Origin of the sequence: Streptomyces afghaniensis, from assembly GCF_044327915.1 — a bacterium.
In the GTDB taxonomy this organism is placed as follows: Bacteria; Actinomycetota; Actinomycetes; order Streptomycetales; family Streptomycetaceae; genus Streptomyces; species Streptomyces afghaniensis.
Genome location: NZ_JBIRGJ010000006.1, coordinates 160810 through 180488 on the forward strand (window position 1 = coordinate 160810; position 19679 = coordinate 180488).

General features: G+C 69.5%; 21 protein-coding genes and 1 pseudogene. 18 read left to right on the forward strand and 4 right to left on the reverse strand.

The window, feature by feature from the left end:
• Nucleotides 1-63: 63 nt before the first annotated feature.
• Nucleotides 64-765, reverse strand: a complete 702-nt coding sequence (locus tag ACH4G3_RS23165; RefSeq protein ID WP_397626319.1) for a hypothetical protein — start codon at nucleotides 763-765, stop codon at nucleotides 64-66.
• A 453-nt stretch (nucleotides 766-1218) separates the two neighbouring features.
• On the opposite strand from ACH4G3_RS23165, the gene ACH4G3_RS23170 reads away from it, so the two are divergent.
• The 12 genes from ACH4G3_RS23170 (at nucleotide 1219) to ACH4G3_RS23225 (ending at nucleotide 10157) form a co-directional block, all read left to right on the forward strand.
• Nucleotides 1219-1947, forward strand: coding sequence for a hypothetical protein (locus ACH4G3_RS23170; protein WP_397626320.1), 729 nt, complete (start codon nucleotides 1219-1221; stop codon nucleotides 1945-1947).
• 17 nt (nucleotides 1948-1964) lie between these two features.
• The gene (locus ACH4G3_RS23175; RefSeq protein WP_397626321.1) at nucleotides 1965-2867 is read left to right on the forward strand and encodes a hypothetical protein; all 903 of its coding nucleotides are present in this window, start codon (nucleotides 1965-1967) and stop codon (nucleotides 2865-2867) included.
• The gene (locus tag ACH4G3_RS23180; RefSeq protein WP_086563998.1) at nucleotides 2864-4171 is read left to right on the forward strand and encodes a TadA family conjugal transfer-associated ATPase; all 1308 of its coding nucleotides are present in this window, start codon (nucleotides 2864-2866) and stop codon (nucleotides 4169-4171) included. The genes ACH4G3_RS23175 and ACH4G3_RS23180 overlap by 4 nt, the downstream gene beginning before the upstream one ends.
• A 7-nt stretch (nucleotides 4172-4178) precedes the next feature.
• Nucleotides 4179-5171, forward strand: a complete 993-nt coding sequence (locus tag ACH4G3_RS23185) for a type II secretion system F family protein (RefSeq protein WP_354744070.1) — start codon at nucleotides 4179-4181, stop codon at nucleotides 5169-5171.
• A complete protein-coding gene (locus tag ACH4G3_RS23190) occupies nucleotides 5168-6091 on the forward strand; it encodes a type II secretion system F family protein (protein WP_397626322.1) in 924 nt (307 codons plus the stop codon). Before ACH4G3_RS23185 ends, ACH4G3_RS23190 begins: the two co-directional genes overlap by 4 nt.
• Nucleotides 6092-6182: 91 nt before the next feature.
• A complete protein-coding gene (locus tag ACH4G3_RS23195) occupies nucleotides 6183-6434 on the forward strand; it encodes a hypothetical protein (protein WP_020272654.1) in 252 nt (83 codons plus the stop codon).
• 66 nt (nucleotides 6435-6500) lie between these two features.
• A complete protein-coding gene (locus ACH4G3_RS23200) occupies nucleotides 6501-6959 on the forward strand; it encodes a TadE family protein (protein WP_397626323.1) in 459 nt (152 codons plus the stop codon).
• Nucleotides 6959-7393 (forward strand): TadE/TadG family type IV pilus assembly protein, encoded by a 435-nt coding sequence (locus ACH4G3_RS23205; protein ID WP_397626324.1) that lies wholly within the window; start codon nucleotides 6959-6961, stop codon nucleotides 7391-7393. The genes ACH4G3_RS23200 and ACH4G3_RS23205 overlap by 1 nt, the downstream gene beginning before the upstream one ends.
• Nucleotides 7390-7860 (forward strand): TadE/TadG family type IV pilus assembly protein, encoded by a 471-nt coding sequence (locus ACH4G3_RS23210; RefSeq protein WP_397626325.1) that lies wholly within the window; start codon nucleotides 7390-7392, stop codon nucleotides 7858-7860. Before ACH4G3_RS23205 ends, ACH4G3_RS23210 begins: the two co-directional genes overlap by 4 nt.
• A gap of 78 nt (nucleotides 7861-7938) precedes the next feature.
• Entirely contained in the window at nucleotides 7939-8598 is a 660-nt protein-coding gene (locus ACH4G3_RS23215; protein WP_397626326.1) for a hypothetical protein, read from the forward strand.
• Between the two features lie 5 nt (nucleotides 8599-8603).
• Nucleotides 8604-9638, forward strand: coding sequence for a hypothetical protein (locus ACH4G3_RS23220; RefSeq protein WP_397626711.1), 1035 nt, complete (start codon nucleotides 8604-8606; stop codon nucleotides 9636-9638).
• A 291-nt stretch (nucleotides 9639-9929) separates the two neighbouring features.
• Nucleotides 9930-10157 carry a hypothetical protein gene (locus tag ACH4G3_RS23225; protein WP_392045540.1) on the forward strand — a complete coding sequence of 76 codons (228 nt, stop codon included), beginning with the start codon at nucleotides 9930-9932 and terminating at the stop codon, nucleotides 10155-10157.
• A gap of 63 nt (nucleotides 10158-10220) precedes the next feature.
• On the opposite strand, the gene ACH4G3_RS23230 is transcribed toward ACH4G3_RS23225, so the two are convergent.
• Complete coding sequence (locus ACH4G3_RS23230) at nucleotides 10221-10577, reverse strand: hypothetical protein (RefSeq protein WP_397626327.1); 357 nt, start codon at nucleotides 10575-10577, stop codon at nucleotides 10221-10223.
• 141 nt (nucleotides 10578-10718) lie between these two features.
• Between ACH4G3_RS23230 and ACH4G3_RS23235 the strand changes: the two are divergent.
• Both ACH4G3_RS23235 and ACH4G3_RS23240 read left to right on the forward strand, forming a co-directional pair.
• Nucleotides 10719-11210, forward strand: a pseudogene (locus ACH4G3_RS23235) (putative T7SS-secreted protein); the annotation flags it as partial.
• Between the two features lie 51 nt (nucleotides 11211-11261).
• On the forward strand, nucleotides 11262-11993 hold the full coding sequence (locus ACH4G3_RS23240; RefSeq protein WP_397626328.1) for a hypothetical protein: 732 nt from the start codon (nucleotides 11262-11264) through the stop codon (nucleotides 11991-11993).
• Nucleotides 11994-12068: 75 nt separating this feature from the next.
• On the opposite strand, the gene ACH4G3_RS23245 is transcribed toward ACH4G3_RS23240, so the two are convergent.
• Both ACH4G3_RS23245 and ACH4G3_RS23250 read right to left on the reverse strand, forming a co-directional pair.
• Nucleotides 12069-13118 (reverse strand): hypothetical protein, encoded by a 1050-nt coding sequence (locus ACH4G3_RS23245; RefSeq protein ID WP_397626329.1) that lies wholly within the window; start codon nucleotides 13116-13118, stop codon nucleotides 12069-12071.
• Nucleotides 13119-13120: 2 nt separating this feature from the next.
• A complete protein-coding gene (locus ACH4G3_RS23250) occupies nucleotides 13121-13765 on the reverse strand; it encodes a hypothetical protein (RefSeq protein ID WP_397626330.1) in 645 nt (214 codons plus the stop codon).
• A 334-nt stretch (nucleotides 13766-14099) separates the two neighbouring features.
• Between ACH4G3_RS23250 and ACH4G3_RS23255 the strand changes: the two genes are divergently transcribed.
• The 4 genes from ACH4G3_RS23255 to ACH4G3_RS23270 all read left to right on the forward strand — a co-directional run bounded on the left by ACH4G3_RS23255 (nucleotide 14100) and on the right by ACH4G3_RS23270 (nucleotide 19576).
• Complete coding sequence (locus tag ACH4G3_RS23255) at nucleotides 14100-17096, forward strand: BTAD domain-containing putative transcriptional regulator (protein ID WP_397626331.1); 2997 nt, start codon at nucleotides 14100-14102, stop codon at nucleotides 17094-17096.
• Complete coding sequence (locus ACH4G3_RS23260) at nucleotides 17093-17842, forward strand: prepilin peptidase (RefSeq protein WP_397626332.1); 750 nt, start codon at nucleotides 17093-17095, stop codon at nucleotides 17840-17842. The genes ACH4G3_RS23255 and ACH4G3_RS23260 overlap by 4 nt, the downstream gene beginning before the upstream one ends.
• A gap of 70 nt (nucleotides 17843-17912) precedes the next feature.
• On the forward strand, nucleotides 17913-19112 hold the full coding sequence (gene mqnC / locus ACH4G3_RS23265; protein WP_397626333.1) for a cyclic dehypoxanthinyl futalosine synthase: 1200 nt from the start codon (nucleotides 17913-17915) through the stop codon (nucleotides 19110-19112).
• Nucleotides 19113-19129: 17 nt separating this feature from the next.
• Nucleotides 19130-19576 carry a hypothetical protein gene (locus tag ACH4G3_RS23270; protein WP_397626334.1) on the forward strand — a complete coding sequence of 149 codons (447 nt, stop codon included), beginning with the start codon at nucleotides 19130-19132 and terminating at the stop codon, nucleotides 19574-19576.
• The last annotated feature ends 103 nt before the right edge of the window (nucleotides 19577-19679 follow it).

Here is a 19679-nt window from a genome sequence, read left to right on the forward strand (position 1 = left end):
CGCGCGGCCCCGGGGGCGACAGGGGGGACTGATACTGGTGGCCGAGGACTCGTACCGGCGGCTTCAGCCCAGCTTCGCGTTCTGCGCCTTCACCACCTTCGCGGGAATCTTGGCGTCGCTGGGCCGGGTGCTGTCGGCGATGGCGAAGCCGTTCGCCGAGAAGTAGACGGCGAGCACGTCGCCGTGGCGGACGGCTTCGGTGCGCAGGGTGTGGGTGACACCCCGGAACGTCATCGTCGTTCGGAAGGCGACGGCACCAGTCGTCATGCCCTTCTCGGTGGTGACCGAGTCGTAGGCCGTGGTGTTCTTGCCCGCCTTCGCAGTGAAACCGTCACCGCACTGAGACACGGCCTTCGCCAGACCGGCCAACTCCGACTCGGCCTTGCCCGCCGGCTCGTACGAGGCGAGAGTGATGGACGTGATCTCCTTGCCGTAACCCGCCCCGGCACTGTGCGTGAGGTCGGCCTGCGGTTCACCGAGGGGGAGTTGGTTCATCGCGTAGGCCAGCGGGGCGCAGCCGGGCTTGTCGACCGTGACCTCGTCCGAGGACTTGGCGAAGGCGTACTGGGCTTCGGGCTTGGACACGTTGTAGCCGGGCAGGTCGTCCTTCGTCACCATGACCTTCGCCAGCCGCTGCGCCGCAGTGACCGGCTTGGCCTTGGGCGCCGACGGCGAACTGGCGGACGCGTCCTCGCTGCCCGAGCAGGCGGTCAGTGCGGAGGCCGAGGCCAAGAGGGAGACGGCTGCCAGGGTGACGCGCTTCACGAAGTGACTCCTGCTGGGGGGATGGTGACCGAGATGAGGTCGCTGCCGCACTCTACTGAACCCGCTGTCCGCTCCCGACGGGCCCATGCAGGGCTGCGCGCGCCTTGTGAGTGAATCGTGCAGGCATGATGGCCGGGAGGTGTTGACCGCCCCAGGGCGGGTGCGCACCCGCTCCCGCGGCGAGTTCGCTGCAGCACACCTGACCTGATCGTTCGGCCCTTGTCGCAACGGGCCTTTGCCTGCCAGAAGTTGCAGATGGGTAACGGTGTGGGTGGTGCGTTCCCTGAGTTCGGACGCGCCTTGAGGGGCTTATGTGCGGCTGATACGGTGCCATGGCTTGACACTCACTTCGGCGCTGGCTATTCGGCCAGCTCAGGCACCAATCCAACGGGCCGAGAAGTGCGAAGTGTCCTATTTGGTAAATAACTTCTTGGGTGTACGGGGAGCGGTTGCGTGAAGATCCAAGAGCGTACGGGGGCGGGCGCCGGTCGTTCCGCCGCTCCGGCTCAGCCGTCGGTCGGTGACCGGCTTCCCACACCACCTCGCGAGCGCAAACCGGCACTGGCGGCGCTCGCCGTTCTGCTCATCCTGGTGGGTGCGCTGGGCGCGACGATGCTCGTGCTCCAGGCCGGCGACCGGATCGAGGTCGTCAAGGTCACGAACGAGGTCCAGGCCGGGGAGTCCCTCAAGAAGAGCGACGTGACCTCCGTCATGGTCGCCAAGGACGACGACATCCACTACGTCGAGTGGTCCCAGCTGGCCACCATCCAGACGTACAAGGCCAAGTCCACGATCTACCCGGGGACTCTCGCGGTCGGAGAGATGTTCGCCAAGAAGTCGAGCCTGCCCGCCGGCAAGGCCTCCGTCGGTCTCGCCCTCAAGGCGGGCCAGTACCCGTCGGACATCAAGGCCGGTGACGTCGTCTCCGCCTACCGCGTCGGCACCACCGGCTCCAGCTCGAACAGCTCCGACGACAGCACCGGCTCCGGCGGCACCTCGACCTCCGGCGGCGGCGCCCTCGTCGACAACGCCCGTGTGAACACCGTCGAGGACGACAGCGACGCCACCGTGAGCACGGGCAACCTCTCGCTCACCCTCCTCGTCGACCAGGCCGACGCGGCCGCGCTCGCCTCGGCGGCGGCCGCGAACGAGGTCGCCATCGTGCACGTCCCCGGCAACTAGAAGGCGGCACCCGACCCATGGCGCTCATCGCTCTCGCCGCCGACAAGGGTTCCCCCGGCGTCACCACCGCGGCCGTCGCACTCGCGGCGGTCTGGCCGCGGCGCGTCCTGCTCGCCGAAACGGACCCGGCGGGCGGTGACCTCGTCTACCGCAGTGCCGCCGCGCACGGCGGACCTCTCAACCCCAACACCGGCATGCTGTCCATCGCCGCCACCGCGCGCCGCGGACTCGTACCGGACCAGCTCTGGGACCACGTACAGCCGCTCAGCGGGGGACTGGAGGTGCTCGTCGGGCTCGGTATCGCCGAGCAGGCCGCCGGGCTCGCGGGGCTGTGGCCCACCCTCGGGCACGCCTTCGCCTCCCTCGCCGACTCCCCGAACGCCGCCGCCGACGTCATCGCCGACTGCGGACGCATCAGCGGGGACACCCCTGCCGTCGAGCTGTTCCCGCACGCCTCCCTCGTGCTGCTGCTCTCCCGCACCGAGCCGGAGGCGATCGCACGGGTGCGTGACCGTGCCGCGGCACTCGCCGGCAAGCTGCACGGCGGACCGCGCGGCGCCGCGAGCCTCGCCAACCCGGTGATCGGCGTCGTCCTGATCGCCGACACGGGCAACGCCGGCAAGCTCGCCTCGCAGGTCAACGACATGCTCGTGCACGCCCAGACCGGCGCCCGCGTGGTCGGCACCATCGCCGACGACCCGGCCGGCGCCGACCAGCTGGCCGGCCGCAGGCGCGGCCGTCTCGACAAGTCGCTGCTGATCCGCTCGGCCCGCAAGGTCGCCGCCGACCTCTACCAGCAGTACGGCGCCGCCTGGGCCGCCTCCGCCCAGGCGAACCAGGCCCACCACGTTCAGCAGGCCCACCACGTTCAGCACAACCACCCGGGCCAGATGCAGGGCCACGCGGGGGCCGGCACATGACCGCTGTCGACCACCAGTTGGTCAAGCGGTTCCGCCAGGATGCCGGCGACCGCATCGCCGAGCAGCGCCGACAGGACCAGATCAACAACGTCACTCCGATGTCCACGGAGGACGAACGGCAGTACGCGCGGGCCGTCATAGCCCAGATCCTGGAGGAGTACGCCCGCGCGGAGATCAACGCGGGCCGTACGCCGCTGGACGCCGAGACGGAGGAGCAGTACGCGGCCGCCGTGCACGCGGCGCTGTTCGGCGTGGGCCGGCTCCAGCCGCTGCTGGACAACCCCGAGGTCGAGAACATCGACATCAACGGGTGCGACCAGGTGTTCGTCGGCTACGCCGACGGGCGCGAGGTGAAGGGCGACCCCGTGGCCGAGACCGACGAGGAGCTCATCGAGCTCATCCAGGTCCTCGGCGCCTACTCGGGTCTGTCCTCCCGCCCCTTCGACTCCGCCAACCCGCAGCTCGACCTGCGGCTGCCCGACGGTTCGCGTCTGTCGGCCGTCATGGACGTCGCCCGGCGCCCCGCGCTGTCCATCCGCCGCGCGCGCATGGGCAAGGTGTTCATCTCGGACCTCGTCGGCAACGGCACGCTGTCCCCCGAGGTCGCCCACTTCCTGGCCTGCGCGGTCCGCGCCCGCAAGAACATCATGATCGCCGGCGCCACCAACGCCGGTAAGACGACGCTCCTGCGCGCCCTCGCCAACGAGATCCCGCCGCACGAGCGCCTCATCACCGTCGAGCGCGCCCTGGAGCTCGGGCTCGACACCTTCCCCGACCTGCACCCCAACGTCGTCGCCTTCGAGGAGCGCCTGCCCAACTCCGAGGGCCAGGGCGCCATCTCCATGGCGGAACTGGTGCGCCGCTCGCTGCGTATGAACCCCTCCCGCGTCATCGTCGGTGAGGTCCTCGGCGACGAGATCGTCACCATGCTCAACGCCATGTCGCAGGGCAACGACGGCTCGCTGTCCACGATCCACGCCAACAGCTCCAGCGAGGTCTTCAACCGTATTTCCACCTACGCGCTGCAGGCCTCGGAGCGGCTGCCCATCGAGGCCAGCCAGATGCTGATCGCCGGCGCGGTGAACTTCGTCGTCTTCATCCAGCGACGCAACAACTTCGGCAACGGCGGCCGCCTCCAGCGCATGGTCACCTCCGTCCGCGAGGTCAACGGCGTCGACGGACGCGTCCTGTCCAGCGAGGTGTTCGCGGAGGCCCCCGACGGCCGGATCGTGCCGCACGCCCCCATAGCCTGCCTGGAGGAACTGATGGCACACGGCTACCGGCCGTCCGGGACCTGGGGGTGAGCCGGGGATGAACCAGACTCTCGCAGCACTCGGCTCGCTCGGCTCCATGGGCGGCCTGTTCTCCACCACCGTCCTGTACTCGATAGGAAGCGGCGTCGCCGTCGGCGGCGGCATCGCCCTCCTCCTCGTCGCCGTACGCGGACTGCCCGTCAAGCCCGACCACGAGAAGCAGAAGGCCGCTCAGCGGGCGAGCGAACTCATCCGGTTCGCCGGCCAGCGCGGCTCGCTCGCCGCCATCGTCGGCCTGGTCGTCCTCGTCCTCACCCGCTGGGCCGTCGCGGGTATCGCGGCCGGTGTCCTCGTCTTCTTCTGGGACCGCCTGTTCGGCGGCGCCGGTGAGGAGCGGGCCGCCATGCGCCGCGTGGAGGCCCTGGCCTCCTGGACGGAGTCCCTGCGCGACACGATCGCCGGCGCCGTCGGCCTGGAGCAGGCCATCCCGGCCTCCGCCCGCGCCGCCGCTCCGGTCCTGCGCCCCCACCTCGACGCCCTCGTCGACCGCCTGCGCGCCCGCACCCCGCTGCCCGAGGCGCTCCAGCACCTCGCCGACGAGATCGACGACGCCTCCGCCGACATCATCGTCGCGGCCCTGATCCTCAACGCCCGCCTGCGCGGGCCCGGTCTGCGCCAGGTGCTCGGCGCGCTGGCCAAGTCGGCGCGCGAGGAAGTGGACATGCGGCAGCGGGTGATGGCGCAGCGCGCCTCGACCCGGAGGTCCGTGCAGATCGTCGTGGCGGTCTCGATCGCCTTCGTCCTCGGCCTGTCGATCTTCAACCGTGACTTCGTGGAGCCGTACGGCACCCCCGTCGGCCAGCTCGTCCTGGCCTGTGTCTGCGGCCTGTTCGCGCTCGGCTTCTGGTGGCTGCGCAAGCTGTCCACCATCGAGACGCCCGAACGCTTCCTGGTCCGCGACGAGGCAGCCGTCCAGTTCGTGCGTCCCCGGACGCCGTCGCAGCAGCAGCCCCAGCAGCAGCTGCCGCAGGAAGAGGGGGCACGCCGGTGAACCTCACGATGCCGCTCGTCGTCGGCGCCGTCATCGGCCTGGGCGTCTACGCCCTCATACGCGCCCTCATGCCCAGCAGGCGCAGCGCCATCTCGCAGGTCGCGCGGATCGACGCGATGCGGGCCCGCGGCTCGGCGTACGAGTCGGCGCGCACCGAGCGTGACAAGGGGCGCCTCGGCGCCCTGCGGGCCGAAGTCGGCCTGCGGGTCTCCGAGTTCTACCTCCAGCAGGGCTGGGAGCAGCGCTCGCTGCGCGCCGACCTGGCGGTCCTGGACCGCAGCTGGGAGAAGTTCCTGGCGACGAAGGTGCTGCTGGGTGTGGCTGGCCTGTTCTTCGGCCCCTTCCTGTTCGCCATCGTCTACACGCTCGGCGTCGGCCGCAGCCCGATCATCCCGGTGTGGCTGGCGCTGCTCTTCGCGGTGATCTTTTTCTTCCTGCCCGACCTGGAGGTACGGCGGGACGCGGCCGAGAAGCGGCGTGACCTGCGGCGCGTGATCGGTGCGTACCTCGACCTGGTGTCGATGAGCCTCGCCGGCGGACGCGGTCTGCCCGAGGCCCTGATGGCGGCGGCCGAGATCTCCGACGGCTGGGCCAACCAGCGCATCCGCAACGCCCTCTCCGACGCCCGCATCACCGGCCTCAGCCAGTGGCAGGCGCTCGGCCAGCTCGGCGAGGAGATCGGCGTCGAGGAGCTCAAGGACCTCTCCGCCTCCCTGGCCCTGGTCGCGGACGACGGTGCGAAGGTGCGCGAGTCCCTCGCCTCTCGGGCCGAGACCATGCGCCACCGCGAACTCGCCGAGATCGAGGGCAGCGCGGGCGAGAAGTCCCAGTCGATGCTCGTGGCGCAGCTGCTGCTGTGCGCCGGGTTCCTGGTGTTCCTGATCTTTCCGGCGGCGATGCGGGTGTTCCAGGTGCAGTGAGCCGTGCAGTGAGCGGGCCGTCAGCCGTGCAGTGAGCCGACCTTCACAACTCCAGAACTTCCCGGAACTGATTTCGAAAGGACAAGTCGTCATGATCGGACGCAACTTCCACACGGGCATCCCGGCCGTGGACTTCCTGGTCACCTTCCTCCAGGCCCGTACCGAGCGCGCCCGCTCGGGCGAGCTGGACCGCGGTGCCTCCGCGGTCGAGTGGGTCATCATCTCGGCGGTCGTCGTGGCGATCGTCGGTGTCGTGGCCGCCATCATCAACGCCGCGCTGAGCGAGGGCGCCAACAAGGTCGGCGACTGCATCAAGGGCGCGGACGCGGGCAAGACCTGCTGATCCGTCACAGGGACGGTCGCAGGGGCAGTCACAGGGACAGTCGTACGGACAACGGGATTCACGGGGATGCTGGCGGACGTGAGCAGACGGATACGCCGCAGGGTGCGGGCCGCGCGGAGAGCGGCGGCCGCCCGCGGTGACTCCGGCATGACCGCGATCGAGTTCGTGCTGCTCACTCCCGTACTGTTCTTCATGATCTTCGCGACCGTGCAGTTCGCCCTGTACTTCTTCGCGGACCATGTCGCCCAGGCGGCGGCCCAGGCCGGAGCGCGCAAGGCGCGTGCCACGGCCGACGAACAGCCGGGCGCGTGGCGGGGCGAGGCCCAGGACGTGGTGGACAGCTACATCCGCCAACTGGGCCCGCAGCTCGTGCTCGCGCCGGACGTGAAGATGCTCCAGCCGGACCAGAACACGGTCGGTGTGGAGATCTCGGCCCGGGTGCCGACGGTGTTCCCGGGGCTTGACCTGACGGTGCACGCGCAGTCGGCCGGCCCGGTGGAGCGGTTCGTACAGGAGGAGAACTGATGACTCTCTCTCCTCCGGCTTCCCGGAAGGACGACCGACAGGCGGACGACCGCGGCCTGTCCACGATCGAGGTCGTGATCCTCGCCCCGGTGATGATCCTGTTCATCCTCGTCCTGGTGGCCTTCGGCCAGCTCGTCGACGGCCGTGGGGCGCTCGACGGAGCGGCCCGGGACGCGGCCCGCGCGGGCTCGATCCAGAAGGACCACGCCACCGCCATGGCCGAGGCCGAGAAAGCCGCCGAGGCGAACCTGGCGGACGTCTGCTCCGGCCCCGTGTCGGTCGTCCAGACGAGTCAGGGCTTCGAGCCCGACACCATCTTCACCGTCGAGGTGAGCTGTCAGGTGCGCGGCCTCGCCATGCTCGGCCTCGACGTCCCGACGACGCTGTCGGCGAGCTTCAGCTCACCGCTCGACCCGTTCCGGAGGTCGGCGTGAGACACCTCCCGGCCCACGGGCGGTCGTGGTGGGCGGCCCGTCGCGCACACCTGGACGACCGAGGCTCCGGCGCCGGCGCGGTCATCATCTTCGCGCTGGTCTTCCTCTCCCTCTCCGCGTTCGTGATCGACGGCGGCCTGTCCATCTCCAAGCGGGAACGGGCGGCCGACATCGCGGAACAGGCAGCCCGCTACGCCGCCCAGGACATCGACCGCGAAGCCCTCTACGACAACGAGGGCGGCCCCGCCCCGATCAACTTCGAGAACTGCAACGCCCGCGTGAAGACCTTCGCCCGCGAGATGGACATGACGGGCGCGGACATCGCGGCGACCCACTGCGTGGCGGCGGACGCCCAGCAGGTGCAGGTCGAGGTGCAGCTCACCTACTCCCCGGTCTTCACGGGGATGTTCTACGGCGGCGACGTGGTCGTGCACGGGCAGGCGGTGGCCGAGAACGAGGTCGGTTGACGCCCGCCGCGCCCGTTTCCCGACCCTCTCGGCTCCGCTGAGCACTGAGCACGATCCCCCCACTGGAGGTACAAACCCATGCGCACACGCACGACCACGGCGGCCGCGACCGCCCTGACCGCGGCGGTGGCGCTGCTGCTGACGGGCTGTGGCGGCTCGGACTCGTCGGGCTCGAAGGACTCGGACAAGATCGCGGGAGCGGATGCGGGCTCGGGATCTTCGAAGCCGTCGGCGTCCGTCACCGGTGACGACATCGAGCGGCCGGAGATCAAGCTGCCGTCCGACGTGGAGAACGTCTTCGAGGGCGGTACGACCGGGGATCCGGCGAAGGATGCGGTGCTGGCGGACAACGAGCGGATGATCAACTCGATCGACGAGGCCATCACCGTGGATGCCGACAAGCACCCGGCGCTGAAGTTCTACAGCAAGGACGACGCCCTGCTCGCTGCCGCTACGTACGTCAAGTCGTTCTACGAGTCCGGGACGACGTGGGCCGGCGTCACGCGCTACTACGACCGCGAGGTCACTCTGGACGGCAAGACGTCCGCCACAGTGACGTACTGCGGCGACGAGACGAAGTCGTACAGCAAGGACCGCAAGACCAAGCAGGTCAAGAAGACACCCGGTGACGCGGACGACTACGTCTCGTACACCGCGCGCATGACGAAGAACGCCAAGGGCGTTTGGCAGGCGGTGAAGGTGACCTCCCAGCGAGGAGCGGAGCAGTGCCGGCCGTGACCCTCATGCGCATGCGAGTGCAGATCGCCACCCTGCTCGCCCTGCCGTTGGCTCTCGTGCCGACGATGGCGCAGGCCGGAAGCAAGACGGACGGCGGAGCCAGCCTGGGCGACGCGCAGGGCGGAACCAAGGGCCAGAACATCACCGTACGGACCAAGGTGCGCACGACGGTCAACGGCGCCTCCAGTACTGCCAAGACCGGCTCACTGTCCTCCGCCGACAGCAACTGGACGCCCCCGGCCTGTTGGTACGAGCCGGCGTTCTCGCCCAAGGAAATCGAAGCCACGGTGAAAACCTGGCGGGGCATGGACGGTATCGCGTTCCTCGACGGGATCGGGGACATCATCGGTGAGATGCTGGACCAGCGGTACAAGGAGGGGCACCCGTACAAGAACTACAACCTGGACAAGCAGGGCGAGGGCATGTTCTGGGCGGCCGCGGTGAACCCCAACCGCAAGGACGAGCCTGCGGCCATGTCCTGTGACAAGCCGCCCTTCTGGGTCGACGAGGGTGAACCCCCCAACGAGCCCCTGGCCGTTTCCCCCCAGGTCCTCGCGGAATACGCCTACGACGAACTCCCCGTCCCCGACACCGAGATCGAGATGGCCCCGACGGGCAGGTCGACCGTCAACCTGCCCACTTGGATCTGGCTCGACAAGGCCAGGTTCAAGAAGCTGTCGGTGACGGCGAGCCTGCCCGGCACGGGCCTGTCCGCGACCACAACCGCCGAACCCGTCTCCCTGCACATCGAGCCGGGCACGGCCGACGCCCAGACGTACCCCGCCTCCGGCGAATGCGCGATCAACGAGGACGGCAGCATCGGCGCACCGTACGCGAAGGGCAAGGCCGACCAGACCCCGCCCTGCGGCGTCAGCTACCTGCGCTCCTCCGGCTCCGACGGCCCGTACCCGCTGCGCGCCACGGTCACCTGGAAGATCAGCTGGACGAGCACGAACGGCGAGGGCGGCGACCTTCCCGACGGCACATTCGGTACGACGCAGGACGTGACGGTGCAGGAGATCCAGTCGGTGAACCGCTGATCCGGAACATTCGGCGGATCTGCACACCGTTCACCGCGAGGTCGTGAGAAACGAGGGCGGGAACCGAGCACCACTCACTCACCCCGCAGTGCATTGCCCTCCGGTACCGCGCAGTGGCGGAACATGTGAAGACGACGGGTATTTCGGTGACCGAAGGGTCACATTCATGACTTCGGTCACCGAATTCCGTCGCAACCCGATAACCACTGACTGGCCGTCCCTTCTCCCGACGTGCTTTGATCGGTCGCACTCCAGCACTTCGACTGTTTTAAACGAAGGGAACCGCCCTCCATGGCCTTCACCCCGCAGATCCAGACCGCCCACATGTCCGACGCCGAGCTGGACACCATCGCCGGCGGCCAGGCGGGCGGCACCGCGGGTGCCGGCGCCGCGGCCGGTCTCTACGTCGAGACGTCGGCCGCCGGTGTCACCACCGGTGTCGGCGGCGGCGTGGGCCTCGCCGTCTCGCCCGCGGGCATCGCGGCGGACCTGCACCTCAACGCCGCGGTCGCTTCCTGACCCCAGGCGCGCGAAAGGCCCCGGATCTCCTGATCCGGGGCCTTTTCACGTCAAGGCCGCGGTTTACTTACCGCCGCCACCGCCTCCCTTGCCGCCCTTCCCGCCCCGCTTGTCCTCCGTCTTCATGGCATCGTTGACCTGCTTGGCGAGCTCGTCATCAAGCTTCTTGAATTCACGGACGACGGCATCGGACATACTCGCCAGCGCATCGAGCTGCTGCGTGATGTCCTCACGCCCGTCCTCCCAGTTGGACTCGAAATCCTCGAGCGCGTCATTGACACTGCCGTCGCCGATGTCGTCCTTGTAGGACTCGAAGAGCTTCTTGGTGTGATTCAGACGTGTCTTGATGGAACGCAGTCGGCGCCCGTAGCTCTCCAACTCACTCAGCGGGAGCGCGAGGTCGCTCTTGCTGTTGCCCATATGGCAGCCCCCTGACGTCCAACGCTCCGATCCCACCAGCACCGTACCCCGAGCCGATCTTTCCGTCGAACGACTGTGCCTTGTAAGTTCACGTGTGCATACGGTTGTTGACGTAGATGTGCGCGTGACGGGGGTTGCGGTATGGCGGGGCACAGGCCTGCGGACTGGCATGTCCTGGATCTGGACAAGGACCCGACCCCCGGTGATCCGCAGCGGGTGCGCACGCTTGCGAAGCATCTTCACGACTTCGCCGACGACGTCTCCGAGGCGCTGCGCTTGGTCAAGGGCATGGCGGGCGAGGGCACGCTGCTCGAGTGGGCGGGCAAGTCGGCGGATGTGTTCAAGGAGGACTTCGCCGATGTCCCGAAGAACCTCAAGAAGCTGAAGAAGTCCTATGAGATGTGCGGGGACGCGCTGGCGGACTTCTGGCCGAAGCTGGAGCGGGCGCAGTCGCTGGCGGACAAGGCGCTGATCAAGGGCCGTGAGGCGCGGGACAACCTCTCCGCAGCCCAGTCGCGTCTCGCCTCGGCGGACTCGTGGGTGACGCGGGCCGGCAAGGAGGCGGACAAGTACAAGGACGACCCGGCCGGCAGGAAGTCGGACGCGGACAAGCCGGACGAGGCGAAGGTCCGCACCTGACGCCCGCGCCGGACGTGGAACACCGAGACGAACGTGGAAGGAACCATGGATCTGCTGTCCACCATCAAGGCTTTCCGTGATGTCGCCCCGCTCGAAGGCCTCGACCAGGCGTGGAAGTGGAGCCTGAACCCGGTGCTGCACTTCGCGGGAGCACTTACCGGTGACGGAGCGCGGCTGCTCCAGACCAATCAGCGCGGTAAGCATGACGAGTCCCTCGCGCGAGCCGTGCTGTCCTTCGCCCGGGAACACGAGAAGACGCTCATCGGCGAGGGACAGTACATCGGCTGCGTGGACGGCTTCAGCGCACCCGGCTACGCGTTCGACGCCGTCGCGGCCGCCGTACCGGACGTCCACGGTCATCACAAGGCACAGAACCCCGACCTCACGGCTGTGACGTACATCGTCTTCCCTGCCTACGCCTGCGAATTCTCAGGACGGGAGACGCTGCCCGAAGCGGAAGCCAGGTACACGAAGATGCTCCACCCCGCGGAGATCGGCCGCGAGCCCGTGCCGTTCGTGAAGATGGCCTTCGACAACCCCCGCACCGGTGGCGGCAGCACCAATCCCGGTCGGGCCCTGACCTACCCGAGCATCCTCCTCCAGGAGATTCCCCAGCTGGAGAACTCTCCTGGCGGCTTCGTCCAGTACGAGAATCGCGAGGGCAAGATCTGGCGAGTGGAGTGGGACGGGGGTGACTGGGTGCTCTCGGGAGAATCGGGGCGGCGCGACATGACCCTCGAAGAGGTGCTCTCGTTCACGGAGTCGAGCCTGCGCTGAGGTATTTCACGGCGGCGCTGGTCTCCAACGAGAACCCGTCTGTCTGACCCCTTCGGTTGCAGTGCGGACGTCGCGTCAGCGGTTGATCGACTGAATTTCCTGGACGTTCATGTCCTGGGTCGTCTCGAAGGTGCCGTCGGGGAGGTCGCCGCCGGTGCCGTCGGAGCCCTGCCAGGTGATCTGCCAGGTGACGCTGGCGGACAGTCGGTACGGGGTGCCGTCGGTGGCGCGGAGGTAGCGGAGGCCGCAGGGCGGGGTCTTGTCGGCGTCGCCCTTGGTGTAGGGAGTGCCGATGGAGCCGTCCTCGTTGATCTCGCAGTCGCCGGAGGCGGGGAAGGTCTCGGCGTCGTCCGTACCCGGTTCCAGGTGCAGGGCGACCGGCTTGGCGGTGGTCTCGGCCCACAGGCCCGTTCCCGGGAGTTCGGCGCGGACCTTGACCTCCTTGAAGGTGCCCTTGTCCAGCCACACCCACGTCGGCAGGTTCACGGTCGACCTGGCCGCCGGCTTCAGCTGCACCTCGGTCTCGGGGACCTTGACCTTGTTGTAGGCGTAGTCGGCGAGGGTTTCCGGAGTGGGGGCGTTGGGGACGTCGGGGATCTCGCCGGCGTCCTGCCAGAACATCAGCCGACTGCACAGTGAGGTGTCGTCGACCTCGCTGACGTTGGGAGAGACTCCACGCCAGAAGTAACCGTCCTTGCCGAGGTTGTAGTTCTTGTAGCCCTTCACCGTGCTTGGCGTGCCGAAGTAGTTGCTGGCGTCCTTCTCGTCCCTGAAGTGGTCGGTCCAGAGCTTTGAGCCGACCCAGCCCTGGCGGAGGGCTACATCACCGTTACCGTCGTTCTCCGAGAAGTTCTTCAGCTGCTCGGGCGTGAAGACCGGCTCGTACCAGCAGGGCGGCGGCTCCCAGTTCACGTCTGTCGATGAGAGGGTGCCCTGCTTGCCGCCGGTGGGGCCGGTCGTCTGTGTGACCTTGATCCGGGACTGCTTGGCGGAGGCGGACACTTCGTTGCCGTTGGCTCCACCTCGCGTGTCCGAGCCGGCGCCTCCGAACGCGCCGGCCGGCGTCGATCCCAACAAAGCCACGACAAGTGACGTGGTGATCACAGGTATTGCCCGGTACCGCATCCTCACCTGGAGCATGCCCCTCGCTCGGAATGCACCGACGCGTTCTGCCACACGCCCTGCTCGTTCTTCGCCAGGGAGACCGAGTAGAGGACGTAGGGGTCCGTACCTGCCGGATTCCCCTCAACCTTGCTGGTCTCGCGGTTCTTGGTCTTCGCCTCGCTCTCGTCCGTGCAGTAACTGAGCGATGCTCCCTTGCCGGTCTTGGCCAGGTTCACCTTGGGGTTGAAGGCGGGCAGTTTGCCGATGACGGTGAGGTTCTTGTCCGTGTAGGACTTGATCCACTGCTTGGTCTGCCCGCGGACCCCTTCTGTGTCGTAGAAGGCGACGGCCTCACTGTCCGGGTCGTTCTCGATGATCGCGGCGTACCCGGCCCGGATTTCCTCCTGCGCGTCGCTGAGTACGGCCTGCTCGGCGGGGTCGCTGCTCTTCCAGTTCTCGAAGGTCAGCTGGAAACTGCTCGGGAGAGTGATCTCAGGGCGCTTGGGGCCGGACGGCGTCGACGCGGATGCCGAAGCCGACGGGCTCGATCCTGAATCCGCGCCCTTGATGTCGTCCGACTGCGAATCGCCACCCCCACAGGCGGTGAGCAGCAGCCCCGCTGTAGCGGTAAGTGCGGCGGCAGTGGTGGCCAGAGCGCGGCGTGCCACGGTTCGTCTCCCCCGGTGTTCGGTGTATGCGGCAGAGAACGAAGCTATCAGGGGCCGGGTAATGGACCCTTGAGAGCCCACGGTGGGTTGCGTGGCGAACGTGAAGAGTGTGCGTGGCAATCGTGAAGGGGGTGAACCCTGAAGCCGGCCACACGCGCGAGGGCAGACAACCATGAGGGCAAATCGGACGTCAACGCCGTTCGTTCCCCACGCCCTTCGACGACCTCAATAAGAGTCCATAAGATCTCTGTAGGCTCAGCACACCTCAGGCTCAGCCCACCTCTCGCCCCCAGTTCGCCCCACCGCACTCACACACGACCCCAGGACACCCGCCATGCCGCGACGCCGCACCTCCAGCTCGTCAAGCTCGACGGGAAGTACGACGGGAACGACGGCCCCGACGACGACTCCGAGGAACCGGACGCCGCAGCCGGTGAGGGTGCGGCGGCGGTCGTTCGGGGACTTCGTCAAGGCGTTCCTCGCCTTCGTCGCCCTGGCCGTTCTCCTCGTCGGCGTGCCCGGCGCGCTGGCCACGCAGATCGGGTGGCCGTTGCCGAACGGGGTGCCGAGTCTCGACTGGCTCCAGCAAGAGATCACCGTTCAGACGTTCCTGAACATCCTCACCGTCGTGGTGTGGCTCGCGTGGGCCCAGTTCACCGCCTGCGTGCTCGTGGAGATGAAGGCCGCGCTGTCCGGTGTCGGTGTGCCGGGGCGGGTGCCGGGCGCCGGGCCCAGTCAGTTGCTCGCCCGGCAGCTCGTCGCGGCGCTGCTGCTCGTCGGCGCCACCGCGGCCAGCTTCACACCCGGGCTGTCGCAGCTCGGGCAGAGCGGGTACGACGCCAATCAGAAGCCCACGGTCGCAGCGGCCCAGCAGACCCCGGGCTTCTTCGCCCAGCAGCAGGAGCAGGCCGCCGACACCGCGTCCGCCCTCGCCGAGCAGGCCTCGCACGCCGCCTCGCACGCCGACGCCGGTGGCAGCACCGCCAAGCAGGGCGACACGAAGTACTACCGGATCCAGCCGCCCGAGGGGCGTCACCACGACTCCCTGTGGGAGATAGCGGAACGGCACCTCGGCGACGGGCGTCGCTACAAGGAGATCTTCGACCTCAACAAGGACCGCATCCAGCCCGACGGGTCCAAGCTCTCCGAGGCCAGCCTCATCCGGCCCGGATGGATCATGGAGATGCCGGGCGACGCCCGCGGCGGCGAGCTCGTGGAGATGCCCGACGAGGCTCCCAACGTGTCGCCGGACGTGCAGCAGCAGATCGCCGACTATGCACAGAGCGGGGATCACGCCCAAGGCGGCGGGGGTTCCGGCGCCCAGGGCGGTGGGCACGAGCACGCCGGTGGCGGCGCCACCCAAGTGTCCGTCCCCGAGCAGCAGCGGCCCGCTCCCGACTCCGGTCACCAGCAGGCCACCTCCGTCGACGCCGAGTCCGGCAGCTCCTTCGGTCTGCCCGAAGCCCTCCTCACCGCACCCCTCCTCGCCGCCGGTCTCCTCGGTGCCCTGGGGCGGCGGCGCCGGCAGGCGCTGTGGCAGTCGGCGTTCGGAGCCGTCGGCGGACGGCGCGGTATGGAACCGCCCACGCCGAGCGGGGACGCGCAGGACGTGCAGGACGCGCTGCTCGTCGGGGCCGACCCCGAGGGTGTGCGGTTGCTCGACCGGTCGCTGCGCGGCCTCGCCGCCTCCCTCGCCGAGGAGTCGCGCGCGCTGCCGGTCGTGTACGCGGCCTGGCTCAGCAACGGCGACCTGCACCTCCAGCTCGCCCAGCCCGCCGGGAAGCCCCCGGCTCCCTGGCAGCAGGGGCAGGACCAGACCTTCTGGATGCTGGCCCGGACGGACGCCGAGCGCTACGAAGACGTCGACACGGCCGCGCCCTACCCGGGGCTCGTCAGCCTCGGCACCATGGACGACTCGCGGCTGCTGCTCAACCTGGAGGCCGTGCCCGGCATCGTCTCCCTCTCCGGCCGGGAGGCCGACCGGGCCGCCGTCTTCGCGTCCGTCGCCGCCGAGTTGGCGACCAACGGGTGGTCCGACCGCATGACCATCACGCTCGTCGGCTTCGGTGAGGACCTGACGCCGCTCGCCCCCAACCGGATCCGGCACCTCGAGGACATCGAGGCGCTCGTCGAGACCATGGAGGCCGAGACGCGGCAGCGGCGCGGAGCGCTGGGCGCGGCCGGGCACGACTCCGTCCTCACCGGGCGCACCGGGCCCGCCCAGCACACCCGCTGGGCCCCGCACCTGGTCCTGCTCGCCGCTCAGCCGTCCCCCGAGGACGCCGTCAAGCTCGCCGAACTCGCCTCCGACGCGAGCCGGCTCGGCATCGGCTACCTCGTCGGCACCGAGACCGGCGACCTGCCGGGCGCCGCCTGGGAGATGGAGATCACCGGCCAGGGCAAGCTCCTCGCCCCCCTCCTCGGACTCGAACTCGACGCCCAGTTGCTGCCGGTCGCGCAGCAGCGGGCCGTGGTCGAGCTGTTCGTCGAGGCGGACCCGGAGGGCGAATCCGACAGGCCCGCGAACACCCCGCCGTTCCTCGTCGACATCAGCGAGCAGGGCCGGCCGGCCGTCTACGCCCGGCTCGTCGGGCCGTACGAGATCATCGGCCTCGACACCCCGGACGGGGACCGCAGCGCCCTCCTCCACGAGGCGCTCGCCCTGCTGCTCCTGCACCGCGAGGGCGTGCACCCGCGTGTGCTGTCCTCCGCGCTGTGGCCGCGCGGCGTCACCGACGACGTACGGGGCGCGCTCCTGGACCGGCTGCGCGACTGGCTCGGCGCCGACCCCGACGGCACGCCCCGCCTCGGCAGGGACTCGACCGGACGGCTCACCCTCGCCAAGTCCGTCGTCTCCGACCTGGACGTCCTGCGGTCCCTCTACCACGAGGCCACGCAGGGCAAGGGCGTCGGCAGCCGGGCCGTGCGCGGGCGGCTGCTCACCGACGCCCTGGTGCTGGTGCGCGGGCCGCTGCTCGCCGACCGGCCCGAGGGCCGCTACCGGTGGCTCACCCACGAGATCGTCGACGCCCAGCTGCCCCTGCTCGTCGCGGACACCGGGCTCGCGCTGTGCGAGTTCCACATGGAGAAGAACCGCGCGGAGAAGGCCATCGAGGCCCTCAACGCGGCCCTGCGCACAGCCCCGGCCGACGAGCGCCTGTGGCACGAGCTGCTGCGCGCCACCCACGCCACCGGTGACACGTCCCGGCTGACCGCGCTCGCCACCGATCTCATCGGCCGCAGCGGGGCCCGCGGTCTGCCGCCGCGCACCGAGGCACTGCTCGACGAGCTGCTGCCCACGTGGCGCGACGCGATCGCCGCGGTGGGATGAACACCGGGGTCCTGGTCATCGCCGCCGCGCTGTGGGGCGCGGCGGCGGGCGCGTTTCTGCCGCGCGCGGCATATCGGTTCTCGGCCCCCTCGGGGGAGCCGTGGCGGGAGCGGTGCCCCGGCGGGCACGCCCTCACGGGCCGGCTCACGGGCTGGCTGGGACGGGCCGCGTGCCCGGAGTGCGCGGAGTCCGAGGGGGCCGGGTACGGGCCTCGTACGACACCACTGGTGATCGCCACCGCGCTCGTCTGCGCCGCCCTCGCCGCCGCCACCGGCACCCGGCCCGAGCTCGGCGTCTGGCTGCTGCTCGCGCCCGTCGGCGTGCTGCTGACGGCCGTCGACTTCCGGGTGCGGCGGCTGCCCGACCCGCTCACGCTGCCGTTCGCCGCGGCCGCGCTCGTCCTGCTCGGCCTCACCGCGCTCGTTCCCGAGCACGCGGGGGAGTGGACGACCGCCCTGCTCGGCTCGCTCGCGCTGGGCGGCGGCTACTTCGTGCTGTTCCTCATCAACCCCGCGGGCATGGGCTTCGGTGACGTCAAACTCGCCCTGGGCGCGGGGGCGGTGCTCGGCTGGTACGGGTGGCCGACGGTGATGCTCGGCACCTTCGCCGGGTTCCTGCTGGGCGCGCTGTACGGGGGTGCCCTCGTGGTCGCGCGGCGGGCCGGGCGCAAGACGGCCATCCCCTTCGGGCCGTTCCTGATCTCCGGCGCCTTCCTCGGACTCCTGGTCGGGGCCTACGCGGCCTGACGTCCAGCGGCCCGAACGGCTGGCGTACGCTGGGCTGGTCCGTCCACAACCCTTACGAAAGGGACGCCCGGTGACCGAGAAGGCCGACCTTCAGCCCATCCTCGACCGTGCAGCCGCCGGTGGGCGGATCACCCCCGACGAGGCGCTCCTGCTGTACCGGGACGCCCCGCTGCACGCGCTGGGCGCCGCGGCCGACGCCGTACGCCGCCGCAGGTACGCCGGCACCGAGCACATCGCGACGTACATCATCGAGCGCAACATCAACTACACGAACGTCTGCGTCACGGCGTGCCGCTTCTGCGCCTTCTACGCCGCCCCCAAGGACACCGCCAAGGGCTGGACGCGCGACCTGGACGACATCCTGCGCCGGTGCGCCGAGACGGTCGAGCTGGGCGGTACCCAGATCATGTTCCAGGGCGGACACCACCCGGACTACGGCGTCGAGTACTACGAGAAGCACTTCGCGGCGATCAAGAAGGAGTTCCCGCAGCTGGTCATCCACAGCCTGGGGGCGTCCGAGGTCGAGCACATGGCCCGCATCTCGAAGGTGTCGGTCGAGGAGGCCATCCGGCGCATCCACGCCGCCGGGCTCGACTCCTTCGCCGGTGCCGGTGCCGAACTGCTGCCCGAGCGGCCCCGCAAGGCCATCGCCCCGCTGAAGGAGTCCGGCGAGCGCTGGCTGGAGATCATGGAGATCGCGCACGGCCTGGGCGTGGAGTCCACGTCCACCATGCTCATGGGCACCGGCGAGACCAACGCCGAGCGCATCGAGCACCTGCGGATGATCCGGGACGTCCAGGACCGCACGGGCGGCTTCCGCGCCTTCATCCCGTACACCTACCAGCCCGAGAACAACCACCTGAAGGGCCGGACGCAGGCGACCCTCTTCGAGTACCTGCGGATGATCGCGATCGCCCGGCTGTTCATGGACAACATCGCCCACATCCAGGGCTCGTGGCTGACCACGGGCAAGGAGGTCGGGCAGCTCTCCCTGCACTACGGCGCCGACGACCTCGGCTCGATCATGCTGGAGGAGAACGTCGTCTCCTCCGCGGGCGCCAAGCACCGGTCCAACCGGATGGAGATCATCGACCTCATCCGGAAGGCCGGGCGGGTGCCCGCGCAGCGATCGACCACGTACGAGCACCTCGTCGTGCACGACGACCCGGCGAACGACCCCGTCGACGACCGCGTGGTCTCGCACATCTCGTCCACGGCGATCGACGGCGGCACGGCTCACCCCGAGCTGAAGCTGCTCGCCTCCAACTGAGCGCCGCGGAGAGGTAGTTGGAAACCATTCACACGGCCGACGCCGTCCGCGTCACCTGGGACTCCGAGCCCGTCAAGGGCGGTGCCGTGGCCGTCGGACGGGACCGGATCGGTGCGGTCGGAAAGCTCGACGACGTACGCGAGGCGTTCCCCCGGGCCCGGGTCCGCAGGTGGCCCGGGACCCTCGGTCCCGCCCGGGTCCACGAGGGCCCGCTCCCGGACGCCCCGAGCCCGCGCGAACGCGTCCACGAGGTGCTGAAGCTCGGCGCGGTCGCGGTCCTGGAGGAGCACGTCGACTCGCCGGAACTCCGGTCCGCAGCCGAGCGCAACGACGTCGTCGTCCTGCCGGGTGCGCGCAGCACCGCGATCGTCCCGACCGGCCGTGCCGACCTCGCCGTCTTCGACGACGCGGGGGAGTGCGTCGTGACGGTGTGCGCGGGGCGGCTCGTGCACCGGCGGCGCTGATCAGCGCCCCTTGACCCGGCAGTCCGCTTGACCCGGCAGTCCGCTTGACCCGGCAGTCCGTTTGATCTGTCGGTCCGCTTGATCCGTCGGTCCGTTTGATCTG